The following is a 14,703-nucleotide window of genomic DNA, read 5'->3' as shown; positions in this document are numbered from 1 at the left end:
GCAACGCCTCACAGCGTCACAGATCAGATGTCACCTATTCGTGCAGCAGTCCCGGCATTGGTTGTCGAAGATCTAGTTGGCTCGGATCTCCGACGTCCTGTGCGTGGTGAAGGGCAGCACCAGTCGGGAGGGGTGCTGGGCGTCGCGGTAGATCTTGTGCATGACCGGGCGGCCCACCGGCAGGTGGAAGGCGTCCGGAGGAAGCAGCGAGTTGTGCTCGTCGGCCAGCGGTTCGGCGTTGGACAACTCCACGGTGAGCTTGTGGCCGGGCTGGAAGGAGGCGGCGAAGGGGTACAGCCGGATCACGTACTCCTCGATCATGCCGGGCTCCACCGGCACGGTTCGGGTGTGCGGGTGGACCGGGTTGCCCTCGGTGGTGCGGTCCTGGTCCAGTTCGCGGTGTGAGGCTTTGAGGTAACCAGTGGTGATCAACTGACGCCGGCCGTTCGGTGCATAGTCCCACAGGCGCAGGATCAGGTTGGTGTCCGGCTGGTCGATCTCCACGAACAGGTGGGCAGCACCGGAACCGATCATCTCCACCGGCTCCTCGAGGACGGGGGTGGACCAGCTGAGGATCTGCACGTCGTCGGTGACGGTCAGTGGGGCCTGGTAGAAGCCATCCGGGTGGGCGTATTCGGTGCCCATCGTCTCCGGCTCGGCGGAGAGCCGGTGCCGCGGGCGCAGGTACAGGGGCCGGCAGTCGATCTCCTTGGGTGGCCACTGGTCCGCGGTGATCGTCTGGCGGGAACCCTCCACGAACACGTCCACGGCCGGCTCATCCATGACGCCGTTGTCGATGCCCTTGAGCCAGTAGTCATACCAGCGGAACATCTTGTCGTGCTCCTCGATGAAGGGGCGCGACTGCATGGGTGGGTAGGAGCCGATGGTCAGTTTCTTCGGGCCCTTCACGGCATTGAAGACCTCGATGGTGCTGTCCAGGGTCCAGCCGCGGCCCTGGTCCAGCTGCAGCCACACCGGGATGTCGATGGCGTGCGCCAGCTCGTTGGGGTTGCGCTCCTGGTACCACGGGCCGTCCAGCTCGTTCATGACGATGTCGAACCAGGCCTCGTGGTTCTTCGGGTAGTTGAGCACGTGCACCAGGTTCGGCCAGGCGGCCACGTCCGGATCCTCCAGACGCTGGGTCACCAGCTCCTTGAGCTCGGCGGGGGAGTGCTCCTCGATCATGCGGGACTTGACCCGGTCGGTGAAGGCCCAGCCGGAGTCGCCACCGCGGCCCTCGCGGGCGGCCCGCGGCATGAACCACATGATTCCGCCGTGGTAGGTGGTCTCGTAGAAGTCGTAGTGGCCGCCGGACACGAAGATCGCCTTCAGGTGTGGGGGGCGTTCGGCTGCGGCCAGGACCTGCATGGAGCCGAAGTAGGAGATGCCGACCATGCCGACGTTGCCGTCGCACCACGGCTGCTCGGCCACCCACTCGATGAAGTCGTAGGCGTCCTGGCCCAGCGAGACGCCGCCGGCGTTGTAGTTGCCGATGTGGTCGCCCTCGGAACCGCCGGAGCCGCGTAGGTCGCCGATGACGTGGACGTAGTCCTCGGCGACGATCCGGGCGATGTCACCGGCCTCGATGCATCCGTCCCACATGGGGGAGGGGCGGCGCTGCGGCGGGGTGGTCAGGGCCAGGGCCTGCAGTTCCTTGCCGTAGGGGCTCAGGGCGACCAGGGCCGGGCGGGGCTTCTGCTCGGTGCCCTCGTAGGCGTCGGCGACGAGTTCCACACCGTCGCGCATGGGGACGCGCAGGTCCTTGCGGATGGTGATGGGCGTACCACCGGCATTGATCGTCTGGTGTTCAACCATGGCTGGGGGGCTCCTCTTGTCCAGGGCTCGTGGCGAATCGGGTGTGGTGACCGTGAAGCGTGGTGAAGAACGGCGAAGGCTCGAGCGTGGGATCGCCGTCGTAACCGAGTTCCTCGGCGACCTGCGCGAAGGGCGAGTACGGGGAACCGGTGTCCCGCAGTCCGGCCACCAGGCAGCGGCAGGCGGCCTCGCCGATGCGGGCCTCGATCTCCAGGCTCTCGTTCAGGGCCTCCCTGGCCTGTTCCGCGTCGAGTTCGACACCGTAGGCCATGCCGTCCGTGCGGCGGTATGGGTGACCCAGGTAGAGGTGCCGCGGCCGGATCTCGTCGCGCAGGAACCGAAGGCTGGCGCGGTAGGCGACGGGATCCATGAATCCGGGAAAGCCGTTGGCGGCGCCGTGGACCTGTACGGCGTCACCGACGAAGGCGTCGTTCTGCCCGTCGAGGACATAGGCGACCGAACCGGGGGTGTGGCCCGGGATGGGGTGAACGGACAGGGTGACCTCGCCACCCAGAGAAAGGGTCTCGCCGCCGCGTACCAGCAGCGTGGGTTCCATCTCGCCGGAAATGACCGCGTTCCCGGCGGCGGCCACCTTCTCCTCGCCTTGCGGGTCGTGGAGGTACTCGCCGCGACCGGCGAGGTACTCGTCGACGTGGGCCTGACGCGAACGCAGCATCGGCGCGTCCTGCTCGTGGATGACCACCTGCGCGCGTCGGCCGGTGAGCTCCCACAGGGCGCGCGCGCCACCGATGTGGTCGATGTGCCCGTGGGTCAGCAGGATCCACCGCACGTCCTCGATCCGGCGCCCGAGTGCCTCCAGGGCCGGCGCCATGCCCTCGGCGGGCGAGGACGCGATGCCGGTGTCCACGATGGCCGGTTCCGGCGCGTCGATGAAGAAACTGTAGAGGCCGAAGCGTCCCCAGGGTGACACCAGGGGATGGACGGCGACGTCCCGTGTCATCGCCCAGCGTCCTGTGTGAGGAACTCGGCCGTCTGGGTGAAGGCCTCGTGCAGCTCCGGGATCCAGAAGAAGTTCTGGACGAAGCCGTGATTGGCCTGTTCGAAGCGCGTCACGGTGGTCTCTACCCCGGCCTCTCGCAGCCGCAGGCCGTACAGCTCGCCCTCGTCCCGCAGGGGGTCGAACCCGGCGGTGATGATCAGGGCCTTCGGCAGCCCGGACAAATCCGCCCGCTTGATGGGGGAGACCAGGGGGTCGGCCGGATCCGCTCCGGACTCCAGGTAGAACGAGTTCCACGGTCTCAGGGCCGGGGTCTCCAAGCCGTAGCCGGTGGCGTTCTCCCGCAGGGACGGGTACCGGTCCTCGTCGAAGTCCAGGTCCACGGAGGGGTAGTAGAGCACCTGGTGGGTGATCTTGCCGAAGCCGTCGTCGTGAGCCATAGCGGTGACGGCGGCCACGAAGTTGCCGCCGGAGCTGTCCCCGGCCACGGCCAGGGTCCGGCCGTTCCAGCGCAAGCCGCCGGGATCCCCGAAGTCGCCGACGGTCTCGGCGACCCAGCGCACCACGCCGTAGCACTGGGTCAGACTCCTCGGGAAGGCGGCCTCCGGGGCCAGGTCGAAGTCCACCAGGACGATCTGGTGGCCCGACTCCTTGGCCAGGTGACGGGCCACGTGGTCGTGCGTCTCAAGGTCGCCGGAGAAGAAGGCGCCGCCATGGAAGTACACGACGACCCCGTAGGAGTCGGCCTCGACCGGCGTGAAGATGCGCACGGGCACCTCACCGGTTGCCGTGGCCGCCGTCGTGTCCCGAACCGCGTGCAGCGGCAGGCGCTCGGCCAGCGGGGCCACGAACTCCTGGTCCGCGGCGCGCTTGCCGGCCGGGTCCGGGCGGACGCTGTGGTCGAACGGCGGCAGGGTCTCCAGCAGCTGGGCGATCTGGGGATGGAGGGTCATGGTGGAACCGCCGCCCTACGCGTTGGCCGGGAAGGCGGAGTCCACCGCGTCCGCGTGCCAGCCCTGACGTGAGATCCGCTGCAGTTCATCCGTGACGGGTTTACGGGTGGCCTCGTAGATCGACAGTGCGTCCTTCACGGAGTCGCCCTGCACCAGCGCGTCGGCGAGACCGCCGGCGTCCAGGATGGCCGAGTTCGCCCCCTGGCCCTGGTGGTGGAGCATCGCGTGGGCGGCGTCGCCGAGCAAGGCGACGGAGTCGGTGTGCCAGGACTCCAGGGGATCGATGTCGAACACCGAACGGCTGGTCACCCGGCCCAGGTCGAGTTCCCGGGCGACCTGGACGATCCGATCGTCGAAGCCCTCCAGGATCCGCACCAGGTACTCCGTCGAGATCTCCGGTGCCCACGAGTCGTCCTCGGAGGGTGCGGTGATGTCGTAGGAGAGCTGGCCGCGATGGCGCAGCGGCAGGTTGTAGGCGATCGTGCCGTTCTCGCCCATGTAGAAGCGCGGGTTGTCATCGGTCACCAGTCCGTGGGCGTCCTCGACCGAGATGACCGCACGGTAGGCGTGCTCGCCGGAGAACACCGGCGCCTTCTGCGAGAACAGCTGGTGGCGCACCGTGGAGCGGATGCCGTCGGCGGCGATGACGAGGTCGGCGGTGATGGTCCTGCCGTTGGTGAACGTCAGGGTCGCGGACTCACCGTTGTCCTCGATGGTCTGCAGCTTGTGGTCCAGATGCACCATGCCCTCGGGCAACGCGCCGAGCAGGACGTCGATGAAGTCCCCGCGGTGGATCATACGGTTGTGGTTGACCTCTGCGTAGGCGCGCAGGAACGGCCACTCCTCCGTGGCCAGGACCTGCCGGCCGTCCGCGCTGAGGATCTCCAGGTGGTCACTGGGCGAACTCACGGCGGCGACCGCGTCGAAGATGCCCCACTGGCGGAACAACTCGACCGACGGCGGGCGCAGCCCGATGCCGGCACCGACCTGGCCCAGCGCCGACGCCTGTTCGTAGACGTGGACGTTCCGCGCGCCGACGCTCTGCAGGGCCTTGGCCGCCGAGGCCCCGCCGTAGCCGCCGCCGACGACGGCAACCTTCAAGTTCTTGATGTCTTCAGCCTTCATGGTGATCTCTTCTCTCAGTTGGGGGGCGTCAGTTCTTCATGCCGAGGAAATCGGCGGTGTTCTCCACGAGCAACTGGTGGATGGTGGCGTCGTCGATGCCGACGGCCTGCATGTCCGGGATCATGTCCTCGAAGATGTAGTTCACGGTGTGGCCCTTCACCCCGGGCCAGCCCAGCGGACTGCAGTTGGCGTCCGCGCCCACCAGGAGACTGTCCGTGTAGCCCTTGTCCACGAGCTGCTTGAAGTGCCCCATGCGCTCGGCGCGCTTGCGACCCCAGAACGGTGGGTCCGGCAGTTCCAGGTCGTAGCCGAAGGTGTCGAAGCCGAGACGCCCGCCCTGTTCGTAGATCCAGTCGTGCGGGGTGATCGGGGCGTTGAGGCCGTCGTCGGCGTGGCCGAACAGGACGCGGTCCAGGTCCAGGCCCTCCTCGTGGAAGATGGCCACGGCCGGTTCGGGGTCGATGGCCAGGTGGGTGAGGATCGGCACGCCCGTCACGACGGCGGCGCGGGCGGCCGCGCGGTAGATGCGCTGGTCCAGCTCGGTCATCCGCCCGCCGCGGGAGACGCCGACCTTGATGATCCCGGCCTTGGCCCCGGTGTTGCCGATGCCCACGGTGATCTCGTGGATGAACACCTTGGCCAGGTAGTCCACGGAGGCCCGGGAGAAGTGCGGTAGGGCGGTGTCCCCGCCGACGAAACCGGTGCAGGCCACGATGTTCACGCCGGTCTTGGCCGACAGGGTCTGGTAGTAGTTCGGGTCGCGGCCGTTGCAGATGCCGGTGGCATCCACGAAGGTGCGTCCGCCGTAGTCGTGGAAGGCCCGCAGCTTGGGCACGGTCTCCTCGTACGCCTGTTCCGGCGTCTTCCACCACGTGGTGTCGAGCTCGGAACCGGGCATGCCGTAACCGATGTGCTCGTGGATGGCCACGATGCCCAGTTCTGCGGCCGGGATGGTACCGAGCACGGTGTTGACCTTGGTCATGAGTTCACCTCAGGGAAGTAGTTCAGGGTGTGGGGGCAGGTGCGGGCGTCGCGTGCGGCGGCGCTCAGCACACGGCAAGCAGGCGGCGCGGGTTGTCCTGGAGGATGCGCCGGGCGTCGGCGTCGGTGAGACCTTGCCGGGTGAGGAATGGCATGAAGGTCTCCAGCACGTGACCGTAGGGCAGGTCGTAGGCGGGCAGGCCCTTGGCCACCCCGATGGCGTTGGTCGAGAGGACGATCTTGTCCGCGTGGCCGGCGGACACCAGTTCCAGCACCAGTGCGGCGCGTTCGGCGTCCGTGAGGTACCCGGCGGCCTCGTTCAGGCCGACGTGGTCGATCCCCACGAAGGCGCCCCGGTCGGCCACCGCCAGGGCCGCGCCGTGGGCGTCCCGGCGGTCCAGGTCCCCGACCAGCACGCGGTCCGCGGGGAGCCGTTCCTCCAGGACGATGTCCAGGTCGTGCAGAGCATCGGCGCCGAAGCGGATCGAGACGGCCACGCCGGTGACCCGCGCGGCACGGGCGCAACCGCGGAACAGGGACTCCTCGGTGGGCGTCATCCCGGCGCGGTCGGCGACGGTGGCGATCAGCCCGGCCGCGGCGCGGCGTTCGATGCGCGGGACGACCATGCCCTCGGTGATTTCCCTGCCGAAGAGGTCCGCGAACTTCTCGGCCGGCCACGGGGTCGGAGGGTTGGTCTGCGGGGTCAGGAAGTACCCGCCCAACTCCTCCTCAGGGCCCAGACCCGTGGAGGCGACGATATGCACACCGGTCGCCGTCGACAGCGCCTCGTAGAGCTTCAGGTCGCGGCCGTGGAACATACCGGTGGAGTCCACGATCGTGCCGCCACCCGCCTCGCGGAACGCGATGACCTTGGCCTCGAGCGCCTCGTAGATCTCGGCCCTGTCCATGGAGACGTCCGGGGCGTACTGGGCCCCCGGCAACACGGAGAGCAGGGCCTCGTGCACCGCGACGGCGCCGATCTCGTCGGCGGGAACCGGGCCCAGGACGGTGTTCACCGTTGGGACGGAGGCGATGGGGCGGCCGGTGGTGGTGGGGCGGCTCATAGGGGTCTCCCTCAAGGTTCGGGCGGGGAAGGGCGGTTCCCGTCGGCCTGGAGGCCGGCGCGACGCTGCGTGTTACCAGCATCACGCAAAACTTTACACGCTGTCAACTAAACGTTCTGAGAACTCCCGCTCTCGTGGCGGTGTCGCCCGGGGCGACGGACGGACCTCTCCGGCGGGGGCTTCATCCAGGCTCGAGGTGCAGCCATGAGCTGGCTCACATTTTTTGCTTGACATGACGTAAAGTAAAACCACACACTGTTTCAGCGATCCCATGGTCCACGCCGGGAGTCGCACGGCATACGGGGAACACCGGGCGCGGCCTTCCGCCCGCTCCCCAGGGATCGACCGGAACAAAGGAATCTCATCGATGAGTCAGACGATCAAGGTGGCGAGCCGGGGGTCGGCACGGGCCACGTTCGTTGCCGCCTACAGCGCCGTCACACTGGCCCAGATCACCAACGCCCTGCCAGGTGCGCTCAGCGGAACGTTCGCCGTGGAATTCCATACGTCGGGAGCCGGACTGACGTGGATCGCGGGCATGTTCCTGATGGGCATCGTGGTGTTCGAACTCAGCTGGGGGCTCTTGGGTGACGTGTTCGGGCGCAAGAAGCTGCTCTACGTCGGTGCCGCGATCAGCGTTGCCGGGTCGGTGCTGGCGGCTCTGGCCCAGACCACAGGAATGATGATCTTCGCGCAGGCGGTCGGTGGCATCGGGGCAGGCATCCTCTTCCCGATCTCGCTGTCCATGATCGTGGCGATCACCCCTGAGCACCGTGCGCGGGCGAAGGTCATCGCCACGTGGGCGGGATTCCTCTCCCTGGGCGCGGTGATCTCACCGGTGCTTGCCGGCTTCACGGCTCAGTTCTTCACCGTGCCGGGGGCTTCCCCGGGCGCGCCGAACGAGTTCAGCGGCTGGCGGGCGGCCTACCTGGTGGCAGCCGGAGTGGCGGTGCTCGTCCTGATCGTCGCCCTGGGCGCGAAGGATTCCGCGGCGGCCGAGGGGCGCAAGCTGGACCTGCCCGGCCAGATCACGCTCGCGCTCGGCCTCATCGCCGTCCTCTACGCCACGGTGACGGCGGTGGACGCCGGCTTCGGCAGCGCCCAGGTGATCGCCGGCTACATCATCGGCGTGATCCTTCTGGTCGCGTTCATCGTCATCGAAACACGCACCGAGCAGCCACTCATCCACCTGTCACTGTTCAAGAACAACGCCTACTCGATCACCGGCATAGTGGCGGTCACCGGGATGTTCGCCTTCCTCGCGATCTGCTTCAGCACGAGCGTCGCCGTCAGCGGACTGGCCCTGGCCGAGACCTGGAAGATCGGCGTGCTCTTCGTCGTGATCCAGGGCCCCGCCTTCGCGTTCATCCCGGTGGTGGGGTGGCTCATCCACCATGTTGCCCCCCGCTGGGTACTCACCGCGGGCTTCTCCCTCATGGCCGTCTCGGGGTTCTGGCTCTCGACGTACTCCCTCGGGATCCCGGAGGCGTTCGGCGGAACCCCCTGGACGGCCTTCATTCCACCGCTTCTGCTGCTGGGCACCGGATTCGCCCTGACCGTCGGTTCCGTCACCGCTGTCGCCATCAATACCGTCCCGCCCCAGCAGATCGGCATGGCGTCGGCGACGACGAATCTCCTACGCGACCTGGGGTTCGCCCTGGGGCCCGTTGTCGGCTCGGCAGTGGCATTCGGCATTGGCGCCAGCGTCTTCGCCGGTGCCCTTGCCGGGATCCTCGACGGGGCAGGGCTGCCCGCCGACACGGTCGCAGGGCTCTCCCACGTGCCGCCCCTGGGCTTCCTCTCGGGCTGGGAGGGTGTGATCGCCCAGTTCTCCGGCCAGGCATCGGCCGCCGGCGCCTCCGCCCCGGCCGTCGATGGCATGGTCCAGGCCCTGAACACCGCCCAACCGAGCATCCAGGCCGCGGCAGGGACCTCGCTGGGTCAGGGGTTCCAGGCGGCATACCTCACCGCGGGCATCGCGGCCATCCTCTCCGCCGCCCTGACCCTCTTCATCTCCCCGCCGTCGGCAGTCCCCACGTCCGATGCCATCGCGGACCCCGCCGAGGTGCCTGCCGATGTGCTCGCCTGAGAGCCCAGTCCTCAGCGACGCCGACGCCCCACGATCCAAAACCCAAGACCCACGACGAAGCAACCACAAGGAGAACACCGTGACTGCACCGACCGAATCCGGCATCGACATCTGGGATGACGACATCGTCGTCGACCCCTACCCCACGTATGCCCAGCTGCGCGAGCAGAGCGGCGTCGTTCACCTGCCCGAGAACGGAATCTACGTGCTGACGCGGTACGACATCATCCGCGACGTGCTCGGGGACCCGACGACGTTCTCGTCCACCACCCTGGGATTCAACCCGATGGTCAACGAGGCGCTGCAGGGCACCTCGCTGGCCTCCGACCCGCCAACGCACACCCAGCTGCGCGCGACGCTGTCGGAGAACCTCACCCCGCGCGCACTGCGCGGCCTGAAGGCCACCATCGAGGAGAAGGCGGACAGGCTCGTCGCCGAACTCGTCGCCGGCGGAGGCTTCGAGGCCGTCGACTCCCTGGCCCGTGTCTTCCCGATCGAGATCGTCGCTGACCTCATCGGCTTCAATGGGCACGTCAAGGACAACATGATGCGCTGGGGACAGGCAGCGATGCAGGTGCTCGGCCCGATGAACCACCGCACCCAGGAGAGCTTCCCGATCGCCGGCGAGCTCTACGGTTGGTGCTCCTCGGTCACCGCAGACGACCTGACTCCCGGCTCGATCGGCCGCGGGATCTTCGACGCCGAGACGCGCGGGGACATCCCGAAGGGCTCTGCCGGCCACATCATCCACCAGTACCTCGGGGCCGGCGTCGACACCACGGTCGCCTCGATCGGGAACATCGTTGCCCTGTTCGGACGCCATCCTGAACAGTTGCGGCTCGTCCGCGAAAACCCCGAGCTCGTCCCGGCGGCCTTCGCCGAGGTGCTGCGCTTCTGGACGCCGCTGCACATCTGGGGCCGCACGACGACCCGCGACGTGGAGATCGATGGGGCTTTGGTCCCCGCGGGCGCCCAGCTGGGCATCCTGCTCGGCGCCGGCAACCGCGACCCGCGCCACTACACGAACCCGGACGTCTTCGACGTGACGCGAAACCCGGTGGACCACCTGTCCTTCGGCTACGGTCCGCACGGGTGCGCCGGCCAAGGCCTGGCGAAGCTCGAGGGCCACGCCATCATCGGCGCACTGGCCCGACACGTGAGGTCGATCACGGTCGACGACGGGGTCCGGGCACCCAGCAACATGACCCGCAGCCTCGAAACCCTCCAGGTCCTCGAGGTGGTGGGGGTATGAACATCGAACTGGACCGCCCGCGCTGCGAGGGACACGGCCTGTGCGAGGAGGCCGCGCCTGCCCTGATGCACTTGGACGATGACGGCGAACTCGTGATCGACGTCCCGGAGGTGGACGGAGCCGACCTCGACGCCGCCAAGGCGGCGGTGCGGGTCTGCCCGGTCGCCGCACTGCGCCTGGCGGGGGACTCATGATGCGCCGGATCGTCGTCGTGGGTAACGGCATCGCCGGCCTCACGGCCTGTGACTCCCTGCGCTCGGCCGGCTTCGAGGGGGAACTGACGGTGGTCGGCGCCGAGCGCCACCACCCCTACAGCCGACCGGCCCTGTCCAAGGCCCTGCTGCACGGGGATGAGGCGCTGTCGGCCCACGAACTGCCGGCGCCCAACCACGGGGCGACCGAGCTGCTCGGCGTGGGGGCGACGGGCCTGGATCCCGATGCCCGCCTCGTGCGGCTCGAGGGAGGCGGCGAGCTTCCATACGACGGCCTGGTCATCGCCTCCGGGGCGCGAGCCAAACGCCTCGCCCCGGCCGGACCCGACGGCGCCGCGCGCGAGGTCACCCTACGCACGATCGAGGACGCCATCGTCCTGAAGCGGCTGGCCGCCGCGCGCCCCTCGGTGCTGGTGGTCGGCGGCGGACCGCTCGGCATGGAAGTCGCCTCGGGCTGCCTGCACCTGGGCTGTGAGGTGACCCTGGTCTCCGACGCCCAGCCGCTCGCCCCCCAGCTCGGAGACCACCTCTCCGGGGTGTTCGCCGCGGCCGCCGCCCGGCACGGCCTGCGGATCGTCAGTGGCGGCAAGGCCCGGTTGATCGATTCCGCCGCCGGCACGCGGGTCATCCTCGCCGACGGCACCGAGCTGGAGGCCGGACTGGTGGTCACCGCCATCGGCGACGCGCCGAACACGGAGTGGCTGTCCGGCTCTGGGGTCCTGGTCGATGGGTCGGTTCGGGTCGACTCCCGCGGCCGGCTCCGGCCGGAGATCGTCGCCGCAGGGGACGTGGCCTTCTTCCCCAACCGGCGCGGGGTCGCCCGCGTACCCTTGTGGACCAGCGCCATCGACCAGGCCAGGATCGCGGCCCTGGGCCTGCTGCACGGCGATGATGCCCCCGAACTCGACGTCCAGCCGTACTTCTGGACCGAGGGTTTCGGCCTCTCGCTCAAGGCGGTGGGCTTCACGCCCGTGACCGGGGCACCCGACTACCTCGAATCCGGCGCGAACGAGGAGTCGATGTTGATGCGCTGGGACCACGCGGATGGAGCCGGGACCGCCGTGGCGATCAACTACCGGATCCCCGTTCCGAAGCTGCGGCGGCTGGCCCACACCGGCCCGGTCGCCCTGCGCCCGCCGGCACCCGCCAGCCTCTGATGCGGATCCCGTCTGCCCGGCAGGAGGTGCCTCGTGGCGTACGCTGAGCGCAGTTCTCCCAGCGTAGACGGGACCCGCATCGTCGTTAGGATTGCCTGATGCCGTCACTGCGAGAAGCCCGGAAACAGCGGATCCGCAACCTCATCGTCGAAAAGGCGCTCGAGCTCTTCACCGAGAAGGGGTACGCGGCGACGACTATCGACGAGATCGCCGTCGCGGCGGGCACCACCAGGGTGACCTTCTACGCGTACTACCCCGCGCGCCGCGACCTGATGAGGGAGTTCCTGGCGCGTGTCAACGCCGTGCTGGAACGCGCCGATGGGCCTGACCGGGTTTCGACCTCCGTCGACCTGGTCGAGGTCGTCCGTGCCGGCAGACTGCCGGAGATCCTGGCATGGCTCGAGTCCCGTGCTGCGCTCTGGCCAGCCTTCCGGCCCTACCTCGACGTGCTCTATGAAGCAGCCGCAGCCGATGACGAGGTGCGCGCCCTGCTCGAGCAATGGCGTGAAGAGGTTATCGCCGACTTGGTCCGCGGCATGGAACTGGCCGGGCGATTCGACGAGAGAACCCACCATCTCCGCGGAACCCTCGCCTACGAGCAACTCGACTACATCAGCACCCTCTGGACTCGTCGCAAGGATGAGCCCCATCGCGACCAAGCGCTTGAGGTGCTCGCCAACAGCTGGCACCACCTGCTCTGCCACGAGGGGTGACGGTCAGTTTCGAAGACAGGGCGTACACATCCGGCTGCATGATCGACTCAACCGTGTCGGTAGGGTTCCGAACCGCGTCAGCGAGGCGGGGAGAGCGCGCTGAGCTGTGTGCAATGCGCTGCCGCCCCACTTTCGCCGCAGTCAGCCAAGACGAGGTGGACACCGGCACCGAATTAACCCTCGGCCTAGCGCAGCACCTCGACCAGCGCGATCCATGAGATCAGCAGCGCGACGATGATCGTCATGAGCGTGCCCACCGCGCTGACCCCGACGCCTGAGGGCTGGCCGGCCAGGCACAGCGCCCCGGCCGCGAAGTACGCCAGGATCGGCACGAACCCGATGGCCGAACGCAGTGACCGTCCCCGGGTCGGGCCCTGTCGGTCCCGGGCCAGGGTGGATGCCGCGTGGAACTGGAACCCGACGGCCGGGATCGCAGCGGCGATGGTCATCGCCCCGAACCATGGCAACGGCAGGCCGGGCACGAGCCCCAGGCCCGAGACGACGATGGCCACCACCAGGGTGGCGATCGAGGCCGCCAGACGGGACGTGACAGAGCCGGTCGCAACGACTTTGTCGATGTTGACGCTTGCGGCAACGATCACCAGACCCGCCAGGGCGGCCGTTGCCCCGACCATGGCGACGTGGAAATCCGACCAGCCCGCCAGCATGTCCATGACCACATGGTAGATCCCGTTCCAGGCACACCCGGGGCCGCACCGGTCAGCGAGGGATGGCGGGGTGGGGGAGTGGTGGCCGGCCTCTGCTAGGGCGTGTCTCCTCATGCTCTCAACCAGTGGTGGCGAGCCTGAGAGGGCAGCGGCGGTGGCTGAGGAGAGGAGGTCCGGGTAGTCGGGGAGCGTGAAGGTCTCGGCGGACGAGGCGGCGCGTGTCAGCCGGCTGGCGAGGGTACGGCCGAGGGGTGTCCCGGCGGCGCGCATGACGGTCCGCAGGGCGGCGACGCCGGCCCGGGAGGTGGGGTTGGCGATCCGGGGCGCCCCGGGCGGCAGTTTCTGCTTCTCCTCGACCCAGGGCCGCAGGGTCCGCTCGTAGGCGGCCAGGCCCTCGGCCAGGTCCGCGTGGGAGGCGATCTCCCCGGCGAGCACGTAGGCCCCGACGACGGCCAGGGTGGTGCCCATACCGGTCACCGGGGAGGGGCAGTACGCGGCATCCCCCAGCAGCACGACCCGTCTGCGTGACCACTGCGGTGCGTGCACCTGGCCGATGACCTCGACGTACAGGTCGTCCACGTCCTCAAGGGCGTCCAGCACGCGGTCCACCTCCCAGCCGGTGCCCCCGAAGGTCCGGCGCAGCAGGGCGCGCTGTTCGGCGGTTGTCCGACGCGCCGTCGGTTCCCGCCGCTCGGCCGGGGCAGGGTACGGGTGATGATCGTGCGCATGGTGCCGTAGCGGTCCGGGCGCAGGGACACCGTGCCACCGGGGGCGTTGAACCACCGCCACCAGTCGGTGTCCGCGGGCTGCCAGGGTATCGTCGCCCACGTGGCCTCCACGCCCAGGGAGGCACGACCGGTTCCTCGCCGAAGGCCAGGGTGCGGGTGGTGGAGCCGATCCCGTCGGCGGCCACGACCAGGTCGAACCGCTGCTCCGGGGTGTGCTCGAACCCGGCCACAAGGCCTCCGCCGTCCTGGTGCAGGGAGGTGATCCGGTCCCCGAAGCGGTACTTGGTGCGCGGCGCGGTGGCGGCCACGAGCGGTTCGGCGAGGTCCCCGCGCAGGATCTCGATCTCGGAGGTCAGGCTCAGACTGCTGGCGTCCCCGACCGGGAATCGGGCCAGGGCCGGGCCGTCCGGGCCGACGAATGCGAATCCGTCCTCGCCGGTGTAGGCGGCGCGGACCTGGCCCTCGAGTCCCATGCGGGCGATGACCTGCAGCCCGGCTCCCTTGAGGTCGACGTTCTGCCCACCCGTGCGCAGCCATTGATGCCCACCACCGGTGGGGCAGGCCGACCGTTCCGGGATCACCGGTCGGTGGTCCAGGGCATCATCTACCGGTACCGGACCTGGATCGCTTGGCGGGATCTGCCACCGTGCTTCGGCCCGGGGCAGACGGTGTGGAATCGCCACCGCCGGTTCAGCGGCGACTGGACCTGGAATGCAATCCTCACCGTCGTCCCTCGCGGTGGGGGAGAGGCAATGCGGTAAGCAGCGGGCGTGGGGTTGTTCTGGTCTTTCACGCTTGTTTTGTCCCTGCTGGCGAGCTCGCTCGCCTGCCCCGAACGGAACCGGCAGCGGCCCGCAAGCCAATGAGGCTTTGCTCCCGCCGGTTCCGCATTGCGCACGAGGAGTTGCCCCACCCACGCGACTCGAGGTTGGGGGATCTAGACGGTATGTAGTGACCGCTCCGGCGTGGAGGGGTTGCGGGCCGGGGC

At 68.8% G+C, this 14,703-nt stretch carries 13 protein-coding genes; 6 read left to right on the top strand and 7 right to left on the bottom strand.

The window, feature by feature from the left end; genetic code table 11:
- Positions 1-72: 72 nt before the first annotated feature.
- The 6 genes from Q0283_RS00805 to Q0283_RS00780 all read right to left on the bottom strand — a co-directional run bounded on the left by Q0283_RS00805 (position 73) and on the right by Q0283_RS00780 (position 6,896).
- A complete protein-coding gene (locus Q0283_RS00805; protein WP_183526061.1) occupies positions 73-1,815 on the bottom strand; it encodes a CocE/NonD family hydrolase in 1,743 nt (580 codons plus the stop codon).
- The gene (locus tag Q0283_RS00800; RefSeq protein ID WP_183526058.1) at positions 1,808-2,776 is read right to left on the bottom strand and encodes an MBL fold metallo-hydrolase; all 969 of its coding nucleotides are present in this window, start codon (positions 2,774-2,776) and stop codon (positions 1,808-1,810) included. The genes Q0283_RS00805 and Q0283_RS00800 overlap by 8 nt, the downstream gene beginning before the upstream one ends.
- Positions 2,773-3,726, bottom strand: coding sequence for an alpha/beta hydrolase (locus Q0283_RS00795; RefSeq protein ID WP_183526055.1), 954 nt, complete (start codon positions 3,724-3,726; stop codon positions 2,773-2,775). Before Q0283_RS00795 ends, Q0283_RS00800 begins: the two co-directional genes overlap by 4 nt.
- 15 nt (positions 3,727-3,741) lie before the next feature.
- Positions 3,742-4,851 (bottom strand): NAD(P)/FAD-dependent oxidoreductase, encoded by a 1,110-nt coding sequence (locus Q0283_RS00790; protein ID WP_183526052.1) that lies wholly within the window; start codon positions 4,849-4,851, stop codon positions 3,742-3,744.
- A 28-nt stretch (positions 4,852-4,879) separates the two neighbouring features.
- Complete coding sequence (locus Q0283_RS00785; protein WP_183526049.1) at positions 4,880-5,833, bottom strand: phosphotriesterase; 954 nt, start codon at positions 5,831-5,833, stop codon at positions 4,880-4,882.
- Positions 5,834-5,897: 64 nt separating this feature from the next.
- Positions 5,898-6,896 (bottom strand): phosphotriesterase, encoded by a 999-nt coding sequence (locus Q0283_RS00780; protein WP_183526046.1) that lies wholly within the window; start codon positions 6,894-6,896, stop codon positions 5,898-5,900.
- A 271-nt stretch (positions 6,897-7,167) separates the two neighbouring features.
- Here Q0283_RS00780 and Q0283_RS00775 point away from each other — a divergent pair, with 271 nt between their 5' ends.
- From Q0283_RS00775 to Q0283_RS00755, 5 genes are all read left to right on the top strand, one after another.
- Complete coding sequence (locus tag Q0283_RS00775) at positions 7,168-8,985, top strand: MFS transporter (RefSeq protein WP_324590216.1); 1,818 nt, start codon at positions 7,168-7,170, stop codon at positions 8,983-8,985.
- A gap of 79 nt (positions 8,986-9,064) precedes the next feature.
- A complete protein-coding gene (locus tag Q0283_RS00770; protein ID WP_298042000.1) occupies positions 9,065-10,237 on the top strand; it encodes a cytochrome P450 in 1,173 nt (390 codons plus the stop codon).
- A complete protein-coding gene (locus tag Q0283_RS00765; RefSeq protein ID WP_183526037.1) occupies positions 10,234-10,431 on the top strand; it encodes a ferredoxin in 198 nt (65 codons plus the stop codon). The genes Q0283_RS00770 and Q0283_RS00765 overlap by 4 nt, the downstream gene beginning before the upstream one ends.
- Entirely contained in the window at positions 10,428-11,606 is a 1,179-nt protein-coding gene (locus Q0283_RS00760) for an NAD(P)/FAD-dependent oxidoreductase (protein WP_255459434.1), read from the top strand. The genes Q0283_RS00765 and Q0283_RS00760 overlap by 4 nt, the downstream gene beginning before the upstream one ends.
- A 98-nt stretch (positions 11,607-11,704) precedes the next feature.
- Positions 11,705-12,319 carry a TetR/AcrR family transcriptional regulator gene (locus tag Q0283_RS00755; protein ID WP_183526034.1) on the top strand — a complete coding sequence of 205 codons (615 nt, stop codon included), beginning with the start codon at positions 11,705-11,707 and terminating at the stop codon, positions 12,317-12,319.
- Positions 12,320-12,504: 185 nt separating this feature from the next.
- Here Q0283_RS00755 and Q0283_RS00750 read toward each other — a convergent pair whose 3' ends face one another.
- Positions 12,505-13,587 (bottom strand): FAD-dependent monooxygenase, encoded by a 1,083-nt coding sequence (locus Q0283_RS00750; protein WP_298041995.1) that lies wholly within the window; start codon positions 13,585-13,587, stop codon positions 12,505-12,507.
- 340 nt (positions 13,588-13,927) lie between these two features.
- Between Q0283_RS00750 and Q0283_RS00745 the strand changes: the two genes are divergently transcribed.
- Entirely contained in the window at positions 13,928-14,476 is a 549-nt protein-coding gene (locus tag Q0283_RS00745) for a transposase (RefSeq protein WP_183526028.1), read from the top strand.
- The last annotated feature ends 227 nt before the right edge of the window (positions 14,477-14,703 follow it).

The organism is uncultured Citricoccus sp. (genome assembly GCF_937871995.1).
Taxonomy (GTDB): domain Bacteria; phylum Actinomycetota; class Actinomycetes; order Actinomycetales; family Micrococcaceae; genus Citricoccus.
Note: the sequence above shows the minus strand (reverse complement) of the source record. Positions and strands in the feature narration are given on the sequence as shown.